This is a genomic window from Janthinobacterium sp. 35, assembly GCF_002754575.1.
Lineage (GTDB): Bacteria > Pseudomonadota > Gammaproteobacteria > Burkholderiales > Burkholderiaceae_D > Janthinobacterium > Janthinobacterium tructae.
Window position 1 is genome coordinate 3,698,529 of record NZ_PEFN01000001.1, and the last position, 15,544, is coordinate 3,714,072.

At 62.7% G+C, this 15,544-nt stretch carries 13 protein-coding genes and 1 tRNA gene; 7 read left to right on the forward strand and 7 right to left on the reverse strand.

The annotated features are described in order from the left end of the window. Positions 1-72 precede the first annotated feature (72 nt). From CLU93_RS16470 to CLU93_RS16495, 6 genes are all read right to left on the reverse strand, one after another. The gene (locus tag CLU93_RS16470) at positions 73-876 is read right to left on the reverse strand and encodes a hypothetical protein (RefSeq protein WP_099762327.1); all 804 of its coding nucleotides are present in this window, start codon (positions 874-876) and stop codon (positions 73-75) included. Further along, positions 873-1,520, reverse strand: a complete 648-nt coding sequence (locus tag CLU93_RS16475; RefSeq protein ID WP_099762328.1) for a hypothetical protein — start codon at positions 1,518-1,520, stop codon at positions 873-875. Before CLU93_RS16475 ends, CLU93_RS16470 begins: the two co-directional genes overlap by 4 nt. A gap of 4 nt (positions 1,521-1,524) precedes the next feature. Next, on the reverse strand, positions 1,525-2,799 hold the full coding sequence (locus CLU93_RS16480) for a hypothetical protein (RefSeq protein WP_099762329.1): 1,275 nt from the start codon (positions 2,797-2,799) through the stop codon (positions 1,525-1,527). Between the two features lie 75 nt (positions 2,800-2,874). Beyond that, entirely contained in the window at positions 2,875-3,285 is a 411-nt protein-coding gene (locus tag CLU93_RS16485; protein WP_099762330.1) for a hypothetical protein, read from the reverse strand. A gap of 88 nt (positions 3,286-3,373) precedes the next feature. After that, positions 3,374-4,642 (reverse strand): phosphoribosylamine--glycine ligase, encoded by a 1,269-nt coding sequence (gene purD, locus CLU93_RS16490; RefSeq protein ID WP_099762331.1) that lies wholly within the window; start codon positions 4,640-4,642, stop codon positions 3,374-3,376. Positions 4,643-4,702: 60 nt separating this feature from the next. After that, entirely contained in the window at positions 4,703-5,428 is a 726-nt protein-coding gene (locus CLU93_RS16495; RefSeq protein WP_010401062.1) for a YebC/PmpR family DNA-binding transcriptional regulator, read from the reverse strand. Between the two features lie 144 nt (positions 5,429-5,572). On the opposite strand from CLU93_RS16495, the gene CLU93_RS16500 reads away from it, so the two are divergent. From CLU93_RS16500 to CLU93_RS16515, 4 genes are all read left to right on the forward strand, one after another. Then, a complete protein-coding gene (locus tag CLU93_RS16500; protein ID WP_257224989.1) occupies positions 5,573-8,056 on the forward strand; it encodes an alkaline phosphatase D family protein in 2,484 nt (827 codons plus the stop codon). A gap of 100 nt (positions 8,057-8,156) precedes the next feature. Then, positions 8,157-9,077: a DMT family transporter gene (locus CLU93_RS16505; RefSeq protein WP_099762333.1), complete on the forward strand. Its 921-nt coding sequence runs from the start codon at positions 8,157-8,159 to the stop codon at positions 9,075-9,077. A 29-nt stretch (positions 9,078-9,106) separates the two neighbouring features. Beyond that, positions 9,107-9,496, forward strand: a complete 390-nt coding sequence (locus CLU93_RS16510; protein ID WP_099762334.1) for a methylglyoxal synthase — start codon at positions 9,107-9,109, stop codon at positions 9,494-9,496. Between the two features lie 23 nt (positions 9,497-9,519). Beyond that, a complete protein-coding gene (locus tag CLU93_RS16515; protein ID WP_099762335.1) occupies positions 9,520-10,509 on the forward strand; it encodes a quinone oxidoreductase family protein in 990 nt (329 codons plus the stop codon). A 189-nt stretch (positions 10,510-10,698) separates the two neighbouring features. Here CLU93_RS16515 and CLU93_RS16520 read toward each other — a convergent pair whose 3' ends face one another. Then, complete coding sequence (locus CLU93_RS16520; protein WP_099762336.1) at positions 10,699-11,328, reverse strand: DUF4136 domain-containing protein; 630 nt, start codon at positions 11,326-11,328, stop codon at positions 10,699-10,701. Between the two features lie 197 nt (positions 11,329-11,525). Between CLU93_RS16520 and pepN the strand changes: the two genes are divergently transcribed. From pepN to CLU93_RS16535, 3 genes are all read left to right on the forward strand, one after another. Beyond that, positions 11,526-14,180: an aminopeptidase N gene (gene pepN, locus CLU93_RS16525; protein WP_099762337.1), complete on the forward strand. Its 2,655-nt coding sequence runs from the start codon at positions 11,526-11,528 to the stop codon at positions 14,178-14,180. Positions 14,181-14,302: 122 nt separating this feature from the next. After that, on the forward strand, positions 14,303-15,304 hold the full coding sequence (locus CLU93_RS16530; RefSeq protein WP_010401051.1) for a class 1 fructose-bisphosphatase: 1,002 nt from the start codon (positions 14,303-14,305) through the stop codon (positions 15,302-15,304). 116 nt (positions 15,305-15,420) lie between these two features. Further along, positions 15,421-15,496 (forward strand) — tRNA-Thr (locus CLU93_RS16535). Positions 15,497-15,544 lie beyond the last annotated feature (48 nt).

Here is a 15,544-nt window from a genome sequence, read left to right on the forward strand (position 1 = left end):
AGTAAGGACGGATTGTACCCTGTAACGGATTTTTGTGATAGCAAAACCGGCGATGCTGTTGCCGGCCCTGCTTTACTGAGGCGGCTTGTCCTGTATGACCTGCACCTCGAATTGGGGCGCATCCGCGCCTGGCTGGCGGGCGCCCTCCAGCATGCTTGCCGCGCGCTGTTGCAGGTCCGTGCGTTCGATCGTGTCGGCCGGCTGCGCCAGCGGTGCCACAGGCACTGCTTGCTCGCGCTTGAACCATGCGCGTCCTGCATACGTCAGCATCGTCAGTATCGCCAGCAGCAGTGCCGCAGCCATGATGGTGGAAGGGCGCGGGCGGGGCCGGCCATATTGAGTCGGCGGTTTGCCTGCGGCGTCGACGATCAAGCGCGCCAGTTGCGAGCCGTTCGCGCGCGTGCGCGCTTGCAGCTCCTTGTATTGCAGCGGCGATAGCGTGCCCTGTTTCAGCATGTGGCGCAAGGCCGTGACGGGCGTGGCGGCAAGGTGATCGGCAGGCAGGCTGTCGTGGGCGGCGTCGCGCTGCCAGGCGTTGATCAGGTTCTGCTGGTGCAGCGCATCGACGGCTTGCCGGTTCACCTGCCGCAGCGCGGCGCTGGCCAGTTCCCGGCGTGGTTCATCGGCGGGCAGCTTGCGTAGCATCCTGAAAAAACGCTCCTCGGGCACCAGTTCGGCGCCCAGCAGCCAGGCCAGCGTCTTGATCTGGTCGGCACTCATCGCCAGTTCGGGCACATCGATGTCTTCGGCGGCGTTGTGCGCGCGCTGGATCTCAATGATCTGCAGTTCGGCCAGCGTATCGTCGTATTCGTCGCTGGTGATCAGGTCCAGTTGCCGCAGTTCGCCGAGCGGTTTGAGGCGCGGATCGGTGCTCATGGCCGCAGGCCTCCGGTCACAACACCGTAAAGCACGGACATCACCAGGATCATGCCCAGCACGATCAAGGCGCCTTTCCAGGCCGGTGGCCGCTTGTACGGGATGCGGTCGTGACCATGACGCAGCCTGGACGCTTCCATGATTTCGCGCGCCAGTGCACTGCCATGTTCACGCACGTGCGCTTCAAGTGCCTCGAACTGCGCCGTGGGCAGGATGTCGTTTACCACCAGCCAGCGCATGGCGATCCACGGCGTATACAACATGCGGTCGGCCGGCACCGCCGCATGTGCAGCATCGCGCTGGAACTGGTTCAGCAAATCGAGCTCGTACAAGGCGTCGACCTCGCGGCGGTTGTAGTACCGCACCCCCTCTGCTGCCAGCGCCTGTTGCCGGGGTGGCAGTGTGGCCGCGCGCTTGTCGAAGTCATTCTTGGGCAGCAGATCGGTCAGCAGCAGCCAGCCCAGGGTGGTGGCTAGGTCGGCGTCCTGCGCCAGTTCCGGCATGTCGACCGGCTCCTCTGGCGGGTGCAGGCGCTCATGGGCGGCGACATCGCGTTCCGAGTTGGCCTCGTCGAGTTCCTGCGCGGTGATCAGGCCCAGCTGGTGCAGCTGGTCCAGCGATGCGTGGGGCGGTTCGGTATGCATGAATTTACTCTTTTATTTTGGCCTGGCGCAGCTCCAGGGCAAATTGTGGCGTGACCGACCAGCCATTGCCGGCAGCGTCGCGTTGGAAGGTAAACTCGCCTTCCTGCATCACTGCCGTGCCGCCGTTGAGCATGCCCAGCAAGGCGTCATTGCGTTCGATCAGCAGGCGGCAGGAATAGACGCCCGGCGAGATTTCCTTGCATGGTGCCAGCGGTTCGATTTCGGCGATTTCGCGCGTGCGCTCCATCGATTGCGTCAGCGAAAACGCTTGCCGTGGCTGGGGCATGATGCGCGCACCATCCATGCCGTCGCGGAAAGCCTTTTCCAGCGCCTCGCGCCCCAGGGGCTTGGCTTGCTGGGCAAAGTCGCCATCGCGGATGGTGCCAAAGCGCGCCTGGACCAGCAACGGTTGCGCACCCGTATAGCTGATGCGGCTCTTGCTGCCGCTGTCGTCGCGCGCGACGGTATAGGCATAGCCCATCTTCCTGCCATCGAGTGCTATCGTGGCCAGGCAGCCACGGATATGTTGTGACGAGGCGTAACCGGCTTCTTTCACATCGTGCAGGCTTGCTTTGCCCGTGCCTTCCGGCGCCGCCTTGTTGAGCATGCGTGTCATGGTGGTGAGCGTGTCGGTGGAGTCGCACTCGGGCACGGAATTGCCGCTCATCACATACCAGACCATGCCGGCCAGCGCCAGCGGCGCGCCGATCAGCCAGGCCAGGCGCGAGCCGGGAAACAAACCGTCGAGGACCACGCCGCGTACCGCCTTTTTATGCTCATCCTGGCGCGCTTGCGCATGCCGGACCACGCGCTTTGCATCGTCGCTGCCGCCGGCCTCGATGCGCTGCACCGTGGTCTTGAACTGCGCGCGCGGCAGCAGCCCCACATGCAGCATCCAGTTCAGCGCTTCGCCCGGCGTGGGCAGCAGAACGTCGCCGGGCAGGTGCGGCAGCGCCTGTTGATAAAGCTCTGGCGTAATGATCGCTTCGTCGCGCAGATGATCGAGCGATTCGCGATTGAGCACCTCCACCACCTGCTGCAAGATCGACAAGCGCAGTGCCAGCTCGTCGCCGCTGAAGTGGCGCGCCACGCTCGACGACAGGCTCGTCACATCCTCGGACGTAACGATCTGGCGCCGGTACAACCACAGCAAGGTGTCGGGTAGCGGCGTACCGATGGCAAGCTGCGGCAAGTCGGGATGCGCCAGCGCCTGCTCACGCTGGCGGCGCGTGAGCAGCTTCAGCACATGCAGCGCCTCGACGGAAGTATGCGGGGACACGGGGAGATTGCTTGTCATCGGGAGTGGGTTGATCAGGAATTAAGATGATAAACTTTACAATGCAATCTCGTTTCCCTAGCGCACTATTGAATCTGTGCCTGATCCAGTTCTGTCCTGAACTGCGGGATTACTGGCCAGTTCTTGCCATTTCACCGCCTCGCGCCCGATGGGCTGGCCCTGCTGCGCAAAGCCTCCATACCAGGCGAGGTGGCCAAAACGCGTTTGCACGATACCCGGATGCGCGTGGTCATACGCCAGGCGGCTTTTGCGGCGGCCCTCCACGCGCGTAGTGGTCCATGCGAATTGCAGCAGCTTGCCGTCCGCGGTGACGGTGGCCTGGCAGCCAAGGGTTCTTTCCGACCAGGCATACCTGCTGAACCAGTACCAGGCCAGGCCGGCAGCGAGCAAGGAAGTGAGGATCAGCCAGATCAGGGGACTCAGCGGGGCGTCCTTATCAGGTGCGGCAAGGCCGGCAGCAGTGGTCAAGGAGAGGGATGGGCAATGACAATCAAAATGAAAACGGGCCGGGGCGGATGATTCCGCGCCGGCCCGCCGTGTGATCACTATGGGGTGATCAATGCTTCAAACCGCGCCAGCCGATGTCGCGGCGGTACTGTGCGCCGTCGAAATGGATTTTTTCCACGGTTTCATACGCCTGCTTTTGCGCCATCTTGATGCTGTCGCCCAGACCGACCACGCACAACACGCGCCCGCCGTTGGTGACCAGGCGCTCGCCCTCGATGCGGGTGCCCGCATGGAAGGTGACGGAGTCGACGGTTTCGGCCGGGATGTCGCCAATCGGCGTACCCTTGACGGGATCGTCCGGATAGCCGGCGGCGGCCATGACGACGCCGACAGCCGTGCGGCGGTCCCATTCCAGTTCCACCGCGTCGAGCGTGCCGTTGACGGCGTGCTCCATGACGGTGACCAGGTCGGTCTTCAGGCGCGCCATGATCGGTTGCGTTTCCGGGTCGCCCATGCGGCAGTTGAATTCCAGCGTCTTCGGCGTGCCCTTGTCGTCGATCATCAGGCCGGCGTACAGGAAGCCCGTGAACGTGATGCCATCCTTGGCCATGCCCTGGATGGTCGGTACGATGATTTCGCGCATGACGCGCGCATGCATGGCCGGCGTGACGATGGGTGCCGGCGAGTACGCGCCCATGCCGCCCGTGTTCGGGCCCTGGTCGTGATCCTTCAGGCGTTTATGGTCCTGGCTGGTGGCCAGCGGCAGGATGTTTTTGCCGTCGCACATGACGATGAAGCTCGCTTCTTCGCCGGCGAGGAATTCCTCGATGACGATGCGCGCGCCGGCGTCGCCGAACTGGTTATCGGACAGCATCATGTCGACCGCCTGATGCGCTTCTTCCAGGGTCATGGCAACGACGACGCCCTTGCCGGCGGCCAGGCCGTCGGCCTTGATGACAATCGGCGCACCCATGGCGTCGATGTAGGCATGCGCGGGGGCGACGTCGGAAAACGTCTGATAGGCGGCCGTCGGGATGCCGTGGCGCTGCATGAAGGCCTTGGCGAAGTCTTTCGACGATTCCAGCTGCGCCGCTTCTTTCGTCGGGCCGAAGATTTTCAGGCCGCGCGAGCGGAACAGGTTGACGATGCCTGCCGCCAGTGGCACTTCCGGGCCGACGACGGTGAGGCTGATGTGTTCCTGCTGAACGAAGTCGGCCAGCAATTGCGGGTCGCTGATGTCGAGATTGACCAGGCGCGCGTCGCGCGCGGTGCCGCCGTTGCCCGGCGCGACATACACCATCTGTATGCGTTCGGACTGGGCCAGTTTCCAGGCCAGGGCGTGTTCGCGGCCGCCAGAGCCGACTACCAGAATTTTCATAGGGACCGTTCGTTCAAGGTGGGTTGCAGGGCGGCGGTGCCGCCCTTGTGTGCAGAGTGATTAATTCTCGATGAGGGCGTTGGTAAACACTTCCTGGACATCGTCCAGCAGCTCCAGCGCATCGATCAGCTTTTGCATCTTGATGGCGTCGTCGCCCGCGTAGACGGTTTCCGTCGCCGGCTTCATGATGACTTCGGCCACTTCGGCCTTGAAACCGGCCGCTTCCAGCGCTTCCTTGACGGTGGCGAAATCGTGCACGGGAGTGAGCACTTCGAAGCCGCCTTCTTCATCGGCGATGACGTCGTCGGCGCCCGCTTCCAGGGCCGCTTCCATCAGCTTGTCTTCGTCGGTGCCCGGCGCGAACAGCAATTGGCCGCAATGCTGGAACATGAAGGCGACGGAGCCTTCGTTGCCCATGTTGCCGCCATTCTTGTTGAAGGCGTTACGCACTTCGGCTACCGTGCGCACCTTGTTGTCGGTCATGCATTCGACGATGACGGCCGCGCCGCCCACGCCGTAGCCTTCGTAGCGCACTTCTTCATAGTTGGCGCCATCGACACCGCCGCTGCCGCGGTTGATCGCGCGCTGGACGTTGTCTTTCGGCATGTTCGCGTCAGCCGCCTTGTCGACCGCCAGGCGCAGGCGCGGATTGGTGATGGCGTCGGCACCGCCCATGCGGGCCGCGACCGTGATTTCCTTGATCAGGCGCGTCCAGATTTTGCCGCGCTTGGCATCGGTGGCAGCCTTTTTATGCTTGATATTGGCCCATTTGCTATGTCCTGCCATGTCGAATCTTCCTTAGACTAGGTGTTCAATTGTGGCCGACATTTTAGCATATCGGCCCCCGGCCAAGCGGCATGGCCCCGTCATCAGGATGACACAATCTGTTGCTAAAGTGACGCGCTTTCACCATATCGAGGGCGCGACATCATGGCAAGTCAAATGGACAGGCGGCAATTTCTGAAATTGGGTGGCTTTATTACCGTGTCGGTGGCCACCGTCGGCCTCGCCGCCTGCGGCAGCACCGATTACAGCGATCCTGGCGTGCCGCTGGCCTCGGGCAGCGACTGGAAATTCCCGCAAAGCGTGGCCTCGGGCGATCCGCGCGCCGACAGCGCCATGCTGTGGACGCGCGTCGTGCCCGCCAGTTTCGACGCCGTCGCGCCCGCCGTGGCCGGCAAGTCCGACGTGGCCGTGCGCCTGATCGTCAGCGCCACCGATAATACGGCCGCCCTGGGCGGCAACACGGCCCTGGCCGGCACGCCCATCGTCGACGCCAAGTTGCCGCTGAAAGCCGATTTCGACAACACTTTGCGCCACAAGGTGACGGGCTTGCAGCCGGGCCAGGTGTATTTTTACCAGTTCATCGCCGGCGACGTGCGCTCGAACGTGGGCCGCTTCAAGACGGCGCCTGCCGCCACGGCCGACGTAGCGCAGCTGCAGTTCGCCTACCTGACGTGCCAGGACTGGAGCATCAACCACTGGGGCGCGCTGTCGCACATCGCCGCCAATGAAAGCCTGGATTTCATCGTCCACCTGGGTGATTACATCTATGAAACGGTGGGCGAGGCCTTCCAGAGCGGCGCCGTGGAAAGCCGCCACGACCAGCTGAAATTGCCCGATGGCACGTTCAAGAGCGGCAGCGCGGGCGCCAAGTACGCCACCACGGTGGCCGACTACCGCTACCTGTACAAGAAATACCGCACCGATACGCGCCTGCAAGCCGTGCACGAGCGCTTCGCCTTCATCGCCATCTGGGACGACCACGAATTCACGGACGACGCCTGGCAGGACGCTTCTACCTATGAAGGCATCGTGGCCGCCGACGGCAGCGATTTGCACCAGCCGGCGCGCCGCCGCAGCGCCAACCAGGCCTGGTTCGAATACATGCCGGCCGACGTCACCTTCGATGCCGCCGCGACGACGTTCCAGAATATCCAGATTTACCGCGATTTCCAGTTCGGCAAACTGATGCAGCTGGTGATGACGGACGAGCGCCTGTACCGCGCCGACCACGCGATTGCCGAATCGACCATCAACCCGGCCACGGGCAAGCCGCTGGGCAGCATCGGCAGCCGCTACCTGGTGCCGCAAGCGCTGTTCGACAGCGTGGAAGGGCAGAAGATGGCGGCCGCCACCAAGGCCGGCGCCGATCCGCTGGCCGCCGTCGGCATGCTGGGCCCGACCCAGCGTGACTGGTGGAAAAGCAAGATGAAGGCGGCCACGTCGACCTGGAAGCTGTGGGGCAATGAAGTGTCCTTGCTGCGCATGGGCCTGAATGGCACGGATGCGATTGCCACCTTGCTGGCCTTGAGCGCCATGGCTAACGTGGGCAAGGCCATTGCCAGCACCCTGCCACTGGTGGGCGGCAGCGTGCCGCTGGCCTCGGCCATCGTGGCCGCCTCGACGGCAGGCGCATCGTCTGGCGTGGCGCAGGCTGCGGCCATGGCGATTGCCGGTGCGGCAGCGAACGCCAGCGCGCAGGGCGCCGCCGCCGTGGGCGCCGGCTTGAGCGCGGCCCAGGCCGGCATCACGGTGGCCGCCTACAACAGCGGCTCGCCGGCCGCCGCCGCGCAAGTGATCGCCTTCGGCTGGATCAAGCCCGACGTGCAGGCCAAGGGCGCCGCCTCGAGCTTTGTCGCCGCTTCCGGTCAACAAGCGGCGCTGGCGCCGTTCTTCACGCGTTTCCTGCTCAATTGCGACCAGTGGGATGGCTACAACAGCGAGCGCAAGCATCTGATGGCACACCTGAAAAACAATGCCATCGGCAACGTGGTGGCGCTGACCGGCGATATCCACTCCTTCTTTGCCGGCACCGTCAGCGATGATTTCGACGCCGCCGGTGGTGGCACGCCCGTGATGGTCGACCTGGTGTCGGCCGGCGTCAGCTCGGATTCCTTCTTCAGCTACCTGAAGTCGGCCGCCGGCACGATGGGCGACATCGGCACTCTCGTCAGCTACCCGCTGGCCATTCCCGTCACGGGCCTGGGCACGGTCAATCTCGACGTCAACCTGCTCGACTACACCATGGGCAAGGTCGCGCCCACCGTCGACAGCCTGCTGGAGCAACTGCGCGTGCAGCTGCGCGGCGCGCTGGCCGCCAAGGGCGTGCCGGAAGCGCAGCTCGACGCGACGGTAGCGGCCGTGCAGGCGGGCTTGAAAGCAAGCACCGACTTCAGCACGACCTTGCTGGGCCTGGCGCAGCAATTGTCCGGCCTGGGCAACAATCCGTGGATCAAGCATCTGAATACGGATGCGCAGGGTTATACGGTGGTGACCTTGACGCCTGGCAAGCTGGTGGCGCAGTTCAAGCAGGTGAATAAACTGATCGGCACGGCGGCGCCAAGCAGCGTGATTGCGCGGGTGACGACGGCGACGGTCAATGCAGGGGCGGCGGCGGTGGTTATTTCCTAACCCAAAATGCAAGGGCTGGGGTCGGACCCTCAGGGTCCGACCCCGGTATTTGCCGTTGGGGTTATCAGCTTGCTTTCGCTTTTGCCATTACAATCTGGGCATGAGCTCCAGTTCCCCGCAAGCATCCCCATCTTCGCTTCCCCGTTCCGTCTACCTCGGTGGCCTGGCCATCGCCGTGGGCGGGGCGGTGCTGTTTTCCACCAAGGCCATCGTCGCCAAGCTGCTGTACCGCTACCAGATCGACGCCGTCACCCTGATCGCCTTCAGGATGATTTTCTCTCTGCCCGTGTTCGCCGTCATCGCCTGGTGGAAGATGCGTACGCAGCCGCCGTTATCAAACAGCGACCGCTGGCGCCTGGTCGGGCTGGGCCTCGTCGGCTACTACCTGTCCAGCTATCTGGACTTCCTGGGATTGCAATATATTTCCGTGGGCCTGGAGCGGCTGATCCTGTTTCTCACGCCCACCTTCGTGCTGCTGATTACCACCGTGTACTTCAAACAGAGCATCAGCCGCTTGCAGTGGCTGGCCTTGCTCACCTCGTATTGCGGCATCGTGCTGGTGTTCGTGCACGACTTGCAGGGCGGCGCCAGCAATGTGGCGCTGGGGTCGACCCTGGTGCTGGGCTCGGCCTGTTCGTATGCCGTGTATCTGCTCGGTTCCGGTGAGCTGGTGAAACGCATCGGCTCCATGCGCCTGGTCAGCTACGCGATGTGCGTGGCCAGCTTTGCCTGCATCGCCCAATTCTTCATCTTGCGCCCCGTCGAGTTGCTGATCCAGCCCATGCCCGTGTATGGTTTGTCCTTGCTCAATGGTATCTTTTGCACGGTGATGCCCGTCTTCATGACGATGATCGCCGTCGAACGCATCGGCGCGCCCGTCGCCTCACAGGCGGGCATGATCGGCCCCGTGTCGACCCTGTTCCTGGGCGCCATGATTCTCGATGAACCGATCACCAACTGGCAACTGGCTGGCACCAGCCTGGTATTGGCCGGGATTTACTTGCTGTCGAAAAAGAAATAATTCCCCCACCCACTGAAAATGCTCTCAACATGAAAACACGCATCGCCCTGATTGCCCACGACAAGAAAAAAGATGACATGATTACCCTGGCGGGCGAATACCTGGACTTTTTGAAGGGTTGCGACCTGTCGGCCACGGGTACCACGGGTGGCCGCCTGATCAACGAGCTGGGCTTGCAAGTGGAGCGCAAGCATTCCGGCCCCTTCGGCGGCGACTTGCAGATCGGCTCGCTGCTGGTAGAAGGCATGATCGATTGCGTGATCTTCCTGCGCGACCCGATGACGCCGCAGCCGCACGAGCCCGACATCAATGCCCTGGTGCGCGCCTGCGACGTGCACAACGTGGCGTGCGCGACGAATCTGTCGTCGGCGCACCTGGTGCTGTCGCAGCTGCAGGCGCTGGCCGTTGCTGCCGCCTGATTCACCCAGACAAGGAGATGAGCATGAGCGCAACGATTACCACCAAGGCCATCCGCGTACAGCGCGTGGGCGGCCCGGAAGTGATGGAATACGTGGATGTGGAACTGCCGCCGCCCGGTCCCGGCGAGGCGCGCGTGAAACACGAGGCCATCGGCCTCAATTTCATCGACGTGTATTTCCGCACGGGCCTGTATCCGCAGCCGCTGCCCAATGGCCTCGGCGTCGAGGGCGCGGGTATCGTCGAGGCGGTGGGCGAGGGCGTCACGGAAGTCAAGGTCGGCGACCGCGTGGCCTACGCGGCGCGCATCAATGGCGCGTATGCGCAGCAGCGCAACTTGCCGGCGGCCCTGCTGCTGGCGCTGCCCGAGCGCATCGCTTTCGACACGGCCGCCGCCATGATGCTGCAAGGCTTGACGGTGCAATACCTGTTCCACCGCACGGTGGCGCTGAAGGCGGGCGATACCATCCTGTTCCACGCGGCCGCGGGCGGCGTGGGCCTGATCGCCTGCCAGTGGGCCAAGGTGCTGGGCGTGAACCTGATCGGCACGGCCGGCTCCGATGAAAAGGCGGCGCTGGCCAAGGCGCACGGCGCGGCCCACGTCATCAACTACAACACGGAAAACTTCGTCGAGCGCGTGCGCGAGATCACGGGCGGCAAAGGCGTCTCCGTGGTCTACGATTCCATCGGCAAGGATACGTTTACGGGCTCGCTCGACTGCCTGGCGCCGCTGGGCATGATGGTCAGCTTCGGCAACGCTTCCGGCCCCGTGCCGGCGTTCACCCTCAGTGAACTGGCGTCGCGCGGTTCGCTCTTCATCACGCGCCCCGCCTTGTTCAGCTATGCGTCGAACCGCGCGAACCTGGAAGAGATGGCTGCCTCGCTGTTCGGCGTCGTCAGCAGCGGCGAAGTCAAAATCGAGATCAACCAGCGCTACAATCTGGCCCATATCGCCCAGGCGCACACGGACCTGGAAGGGCGCAAGACGACTGGCTCGACCATCATCGTGCCATGAGCCGCGGCAGCGGAAACGACGGCGCGCCGAAATTCGGCCGCCTGCTGATCGTGCTGGCGCTGGCCGTGGCGCTGATCGGCGCGCTCACCTTTGCCGCCGAGGCGTATTACTCATAGGCATAAAACGCAGACATAAAAAAACCGGCTGGCGCATTGCTGCACCAGCCGGTTTTTTAGTGTTGCCACGTAATTATTCCACCTTGACTTCGACTTTACGGGGCACGCCGCTCTGACCGGGGAAGTCGGCAAAAGCGCTCGCTACCATGGCCGGCATCACTTGCGACGTGGCGCGCTTGTTGCTGGTCGATTGCACGGTCACGTCATACAGTTTCTTGCCGCTGCGGTCATTGATCGTCACGCGCAGTTCGCGTTCGTATTTATGGCGCACGCTTTCTTCGACATCCATCGGACCATACCAGTAAGGGTTATAGCCAAAGCGGCCATAGCCTGGCCATGCGCCGTAGCGATAGCCGTAGCGGCCAGGCCAGTAGCCGGGGCCATACCAGAATGGATCGGTGGCTTGCAGCACGCGCTCAGGATAGTCGACGGTGGAAAACTGCATCGCCACGCGCAAATTGGCTGCGGCAGGGCCGGAAGCTTCGCCGAAGCCGTGCTTGGCCAGTTCTGCGCGCACCAGATTCTGGTAGCTGCGGTATTCCAGCGTGTCGTTTTCCGCCGCTGGCGCTTCAAACGCATACGATTTGTCCTGCAATTGCGCAGGCCACTCGTGGAAGACGGTCACATCGCTGCGTATGGTGGTGGCGCATCCGGTCAGCAACACGGTCAATGCGGCCATCATGATGGTGAGATATCGTTTCATTGCATGATCTCCTGTTAGTAGACGCAATTCATCGCTTGGTATTATAAGAATAGTTCTATTTGTTTCCATGCATTATTACAGAATGTTACCTGGTATGTCGGCGTGTAAGGGAATCCAACATTCCTGCGCCGAATCGCGACTATCGGGGGGCTGGTGTTGGTAAAATAGGCTTTTGCCTCCGCTCCCACCCATTCCCTATGCGCACAGACAGCCCTCAGACGATTTACCGCAAAGATTACACGCCGCCCAGCTTCCTGGTCGACAGCGTCGAACTTGGTTTCGATCTTGATCCCGCCCGCACAGTGGTGGCGAGCCGGATCCTCATGCGCCACAACCCCGCCAGTACCAGTCGCAGCATCGAATTGCACGGCGAACACATCGAACTGGTGATGGTGCGCCTGAATGGCAAGGTATTGAAGTCGTCGCAGTACAAGCTGACGGCCGGCATGCTGACCATTCCCAAGGCGCCGGACGAGGTGCTGCTCGAGATCGAGACCGTACTGGCGCCACAGGACAACACCTCGCTGTCCGGCCTGTATGTGTCGAACCATAATTTCTTCACGCAGTGCGAAGCCGAAGGCTTCCGCCGCATCACCTTCTTCCCGGACCGCCCGGACGTGATGGCCAGGTACACCGTCATGCTGCGCGCCGACAAGGACAAGTATCCGGTGCTGTTATCGAACGGCAACCTGATCGAAGAGGGCGACCTCGGTGACGGCCGCCATTACGCCAAGTGGGAAGACCCGTTCAAGAAGCCATCCTACCTGTTCGCGCTGGTGGCGGCGCGCCTGGTGTGCCAGGAAGAGCGCTACACCTTGAAGTCCGGCCGCGAAGTGCTGCTGCAGGTGTGGGTGGAAGAGGGCAACCTCGATAAAACCGACTACGCCATGCAGTCGCTGGAAAACTCGATCCGCTGGGACGAGGAGCGCTTCGGCCTGGAGCTGGACCTGGACCGCTTCATGATCGTCGCCGTGGGCGATTTCAACATGGGCGCCATGGAAAACAAGGGCTTGAACATCTTCAATACCAAGTATGTGCTGGCCAATTCGCGCGTGGCGACCGACGTCGATTACGCCGGCATCGAGGCGGTGGTGGGCCACGAGTACTTCCACAACTGGACCGGTAACCGCGTGACGTGCCGCGACTGGTTTCAGCTGTCGCTGAAGGAAGGCTTGACGGTGTTCCGCGACCAGGAATTCTCGGCCGACATGATCGGCACGGACACGGGCCGCGCCGTCACGCGCATCGACCAGGTGCGCACCTTGCGCCAGGCGCAATTTCCCGAAGACGCGGGCCCGATGGCGCATCCCGTGCGTCCCGATTCCTTCGTCGAGATCAATAACTTTTATACGGTCACCATCTACGAAAAAGGCGCCGAAGTGGTGCGCATGTATCAGACCCTGGTGGGCCGCGACGGTTTCCGCAAGGGCATGGACCTGTACTTCGCGCGTCACGATGGCCAGGCGGTGCAGTGCGACGACTTCCGCGCCGCCATGGCGGACGCGAATGGCCGCGATTTCACCCAGTTCGAGCGCTGGTACAGCCAGGCCGGCACGCCTATCGTGAAAGCATCCACGCGCTATGACGCTGCCAGCCAGACGTTTGAACTGACGCTGGCGCAAAGCTGCCCCGCTACGCCGGGCCAGCCGAAAAAACTGCCATTCCACATTCCCGTCACCGTCGGCTTGCTGGGCGCGGATGGCCGCGACCTGCCGCTGCACGTGGACGGCGTGGCGTCGCATGGCGCCACCAGCGTCGTGCTGGAATTGACCGAGGCGTCGCAAACCTTCTGCTTCACCCAGGTGGCGGAAGTGCCCGTGCCATCGCTGCTGCGCGACTTTTCCGCGCCCGTGGTGCTGGAGTACGACTATACCGATGCGCAGCTGCTGCACCTGTTCCGTCACGACAGCGATCCTGTCAACCGCTGGGAAGCGGGCCAGCGCCTGGCCATGGAGCGTCTGCTGAAACTCACGGGCGCCGTCGCCGCCGGCGAGCCCCTGGTGCTGGACGAGACCTTTATCGCCGCGCAGCGCGCCTTGCTGGCCGATGACACGCTCGATCCTGCCTTCCGCGAGCTGGCCCTGATCCTGCCGTCGGAAACCATCATCGCCGAGCGCATGGCGCAAGTCGATCCGCAGGCGATCCATGCGGCGCGCCAGTTCATGCGCACGACCATCGCGGCAGCCTTGAAGCCCGAATTGCTGGCGCAGTACCACGCCAACCAGACGCCGGGCGAGTACAGCCCTGACGCCCTGTCGGCCGGCAAGCGGGCGTTGAAAAACCTGGCCCTGTCGTATCTGTTGATCGCGCCCGGGGCTGCGGAGCTGGACCTGGCGCGGCTGCAGTTCGACAATGCCGGCAACATGACCGACCGCGCCGCGGCGCTGGCCGCGCTGATTCATTCCGGCTCGCAGCCGCATGCGCAGGCGGCGCTGACCAGCTTCTATGCCGATTTCGAGAACGAAGCGCTGGTGGTCGACAAGTGGTTCGCCATGCAGGCGGCCGCGCCAACGACCGATGTGCAAGCCGTGCGCCAACTGATGACGCACCCGGCCTTCACCTTGAAAAATCCGAACCGCGCGCGCAGCCTGATCTTCAATTTCACCAACGGCAATCCATCGCAGTTCCATGCGGCGGATGGCAGCGGCTACGCTTTCTGGGCCGAGCAAGTCATCGCGCTCGACGCCCTGAACCCGCAAGTGGCCGCCCGCCTGGCGCGCTCGATGGACCGCTGGCGCCGTTACGTGCCCGCACTGCAAAGCCACATGCGCGACGCGCTGGAACAAGTCGCCGGCCAGGCCAGCTTGTCGAATGACGTGATGGAAGTCGTTTCCAAGGCATTGGCGAACTAGGCGCAGATTATTTACACCCCCAGGCAGAGACTGGGGTCGGACCCTCAGGGACTAGGCGTCCCCGTCCGACCCCGGCCTTTCTTTTTGGGGCAATGGTTAATCATTAAAACAAAAGGGAATTCATGAAACGCATCAGTCTTACGCAATACCTGGTTGAAGAGCAGCGCTCGAACAACAGCATCCCGGCCGAACTGCGCCTGCTGATCGAAGTCGTCGCGCGTGCCTGCAAGACCATCAGCCACGCCGTCGGCAAGGGTGCGCTCGGTGAAGTGCTGGGCACGGCCGACACGGAAAACGTGCAGGGCGAAGTACAGAAAAAACTCGACATCATCTCCAACGAGATCCTGCTCGAAGCGAACGAATGGGGTGGCCATCTGGCGGCCATGGCGTCGGAAGAGATGGAATCGATCCACCCGATCCCGAACCGCTATCCGAAGGGCGAATACATGCTGCTGTTCGACCCACTCGATGGCTCGTCGAACATCGACGTCAACGTCTCGATCGGCACCATTTTTTCGGTACTGAAAGCGCCGGAAGGCATGGGGCAGCCGACCGAGCAGGACTTCATGCAGGCGGGCACCAAGCAGGTCGCCGCCGGCTACGCCGTGTACGGTCCGCAAACCATGCTGGTGCTGACCTTCGGCAATGGCGTGAACTGCTTTACCCTGGACCGGGAAATGGGTTCGTGGGTCCTCACGCAAAGCAATATGCAGATTCCGCCAACGACGAAGGAGTTCGCCATCAACATGTCGAACGCGCGCCACTGGCATCCACCCGTGAAACGCTATGTCGACGAACTGCTGGCCGGCGACACGGGCCCGCGCGGCACCAATTTCAATATGCGCTGGATCGCCTCGATGGTAGCCGACGTGCACCGCATCCTGAACCGCGGCGGCATCTTCATGTACCCGGCCGACCTGCGCGACACCTCGATGCCGGGCAAGCTGCGCCTGATGTATGAAGCGAACCCGATGGCCTTCATCGTCGAGCAAGCCGGCGGCGCGGCCACCGACGGCCAGCAGCGCATCATGGACATCGCCCCGCACAAGCTGCACCAGCGCGTGCCCGTGTTCCTTGGCTCGAAAGACGAAGTGGCCCGCGTCACGGCCTACCACGCGGAGTAAAAAGCCGCACTTTCCCGCGATTTTCCGCGGCCCGCAGCCGGGCCGCGAAAAAAATGCAAAAAAGTTCGCGTTGACACTAGCAAATTTTGTGCATTGTTTGTAGAATGTGGGTCTTCGCCGTTGTAGCTCAGTTGGTAGAGCAGCACATTCGTAATGTGAAGGTCGCCAGTTCGATTCCGGCCAACGGCACCAAGTATTCGCAGTAGAAAAAAACCACCGCACAAACGGTGGTTTTTTTTC

Bases quoted from the DNA above. Each gene is read 5' to 3' on its own strand.
- CLU93_RS16470 (WP_099762327.1), bottom strand. From the start codon at position 876: ATGAGCACCGATCCGCGCCTCAAACCGCTCGGCGAACTGCGGCAACTG.
- CLU93_RS16475 (WP_099762328.1), bottom strand. From the start codon at position 1,520: ATGCATACCGAACCGCCCCACGCATCGCTGGACCAGCTGCACCAGCTG.
- purD (WP_099762331.1), bottom strand. From the start codon at position 4,642: ATGAAAATTCTGGTAGTCGGCTCTGGCGGCCGCGAACACGCCCTGGCC.
- CLU93_RS16495 (WP_010401062.1), bottom strand. From the start codon at position 5,428: ATGGCAGGACATAGCAAATGGGCCAATATCAAGCATAAAAAGGCTGCC.
- CLU93_RS16500 (WP_257224989.1), top strand. From the start codon at position 5,573: ATGGCAAGTCAAATGGACAGGCGGCAATTTCTGAAATTGGGTGGCTTT.
- CLU93_RS16505 (WP_099762333.1), top strand. From the start codon at position 8,157: ATGAGCTCCAGTTCCCCGCAAGCATCCCCATCTTCGCTTCCCCGTTCC.
- CLU93_RS16510 (WP_099762334.1), top strand. From the start codon at position 9,107: ATGAAAACACGCATCGCCCTGATTGCCCACGACAAGAAAAAAGATGAC.
- CLU93_RS16515 (WP_099762335.1), top strand. From the start codon at position 9,520: ATGAGCGCAACGATTACCACCAAGGCCATCCGCGTACAGCGCGTGGGC.
- CLU93_RS16520 (WP_099762336.1), bottom strand. From the start codon at position 11,328: ATGAAACGATATCTCACCATCATGATGGCCGCATTGACCGTGTTGCTG.
- pepN (WP_099762337.1), top strand. From the start codon at position 11,526: ATGCGCACAGACAGCCCTCAGACGATTTACCGCAAAGATTACACGCCG.
- CLU93_RS16530 (WP_010401051.1), top strand. From the start codon at position 14,303: ATGAAACGCATCAGTCTTACGCAATACCTGGTTGAAGAGCAGCGCTCG.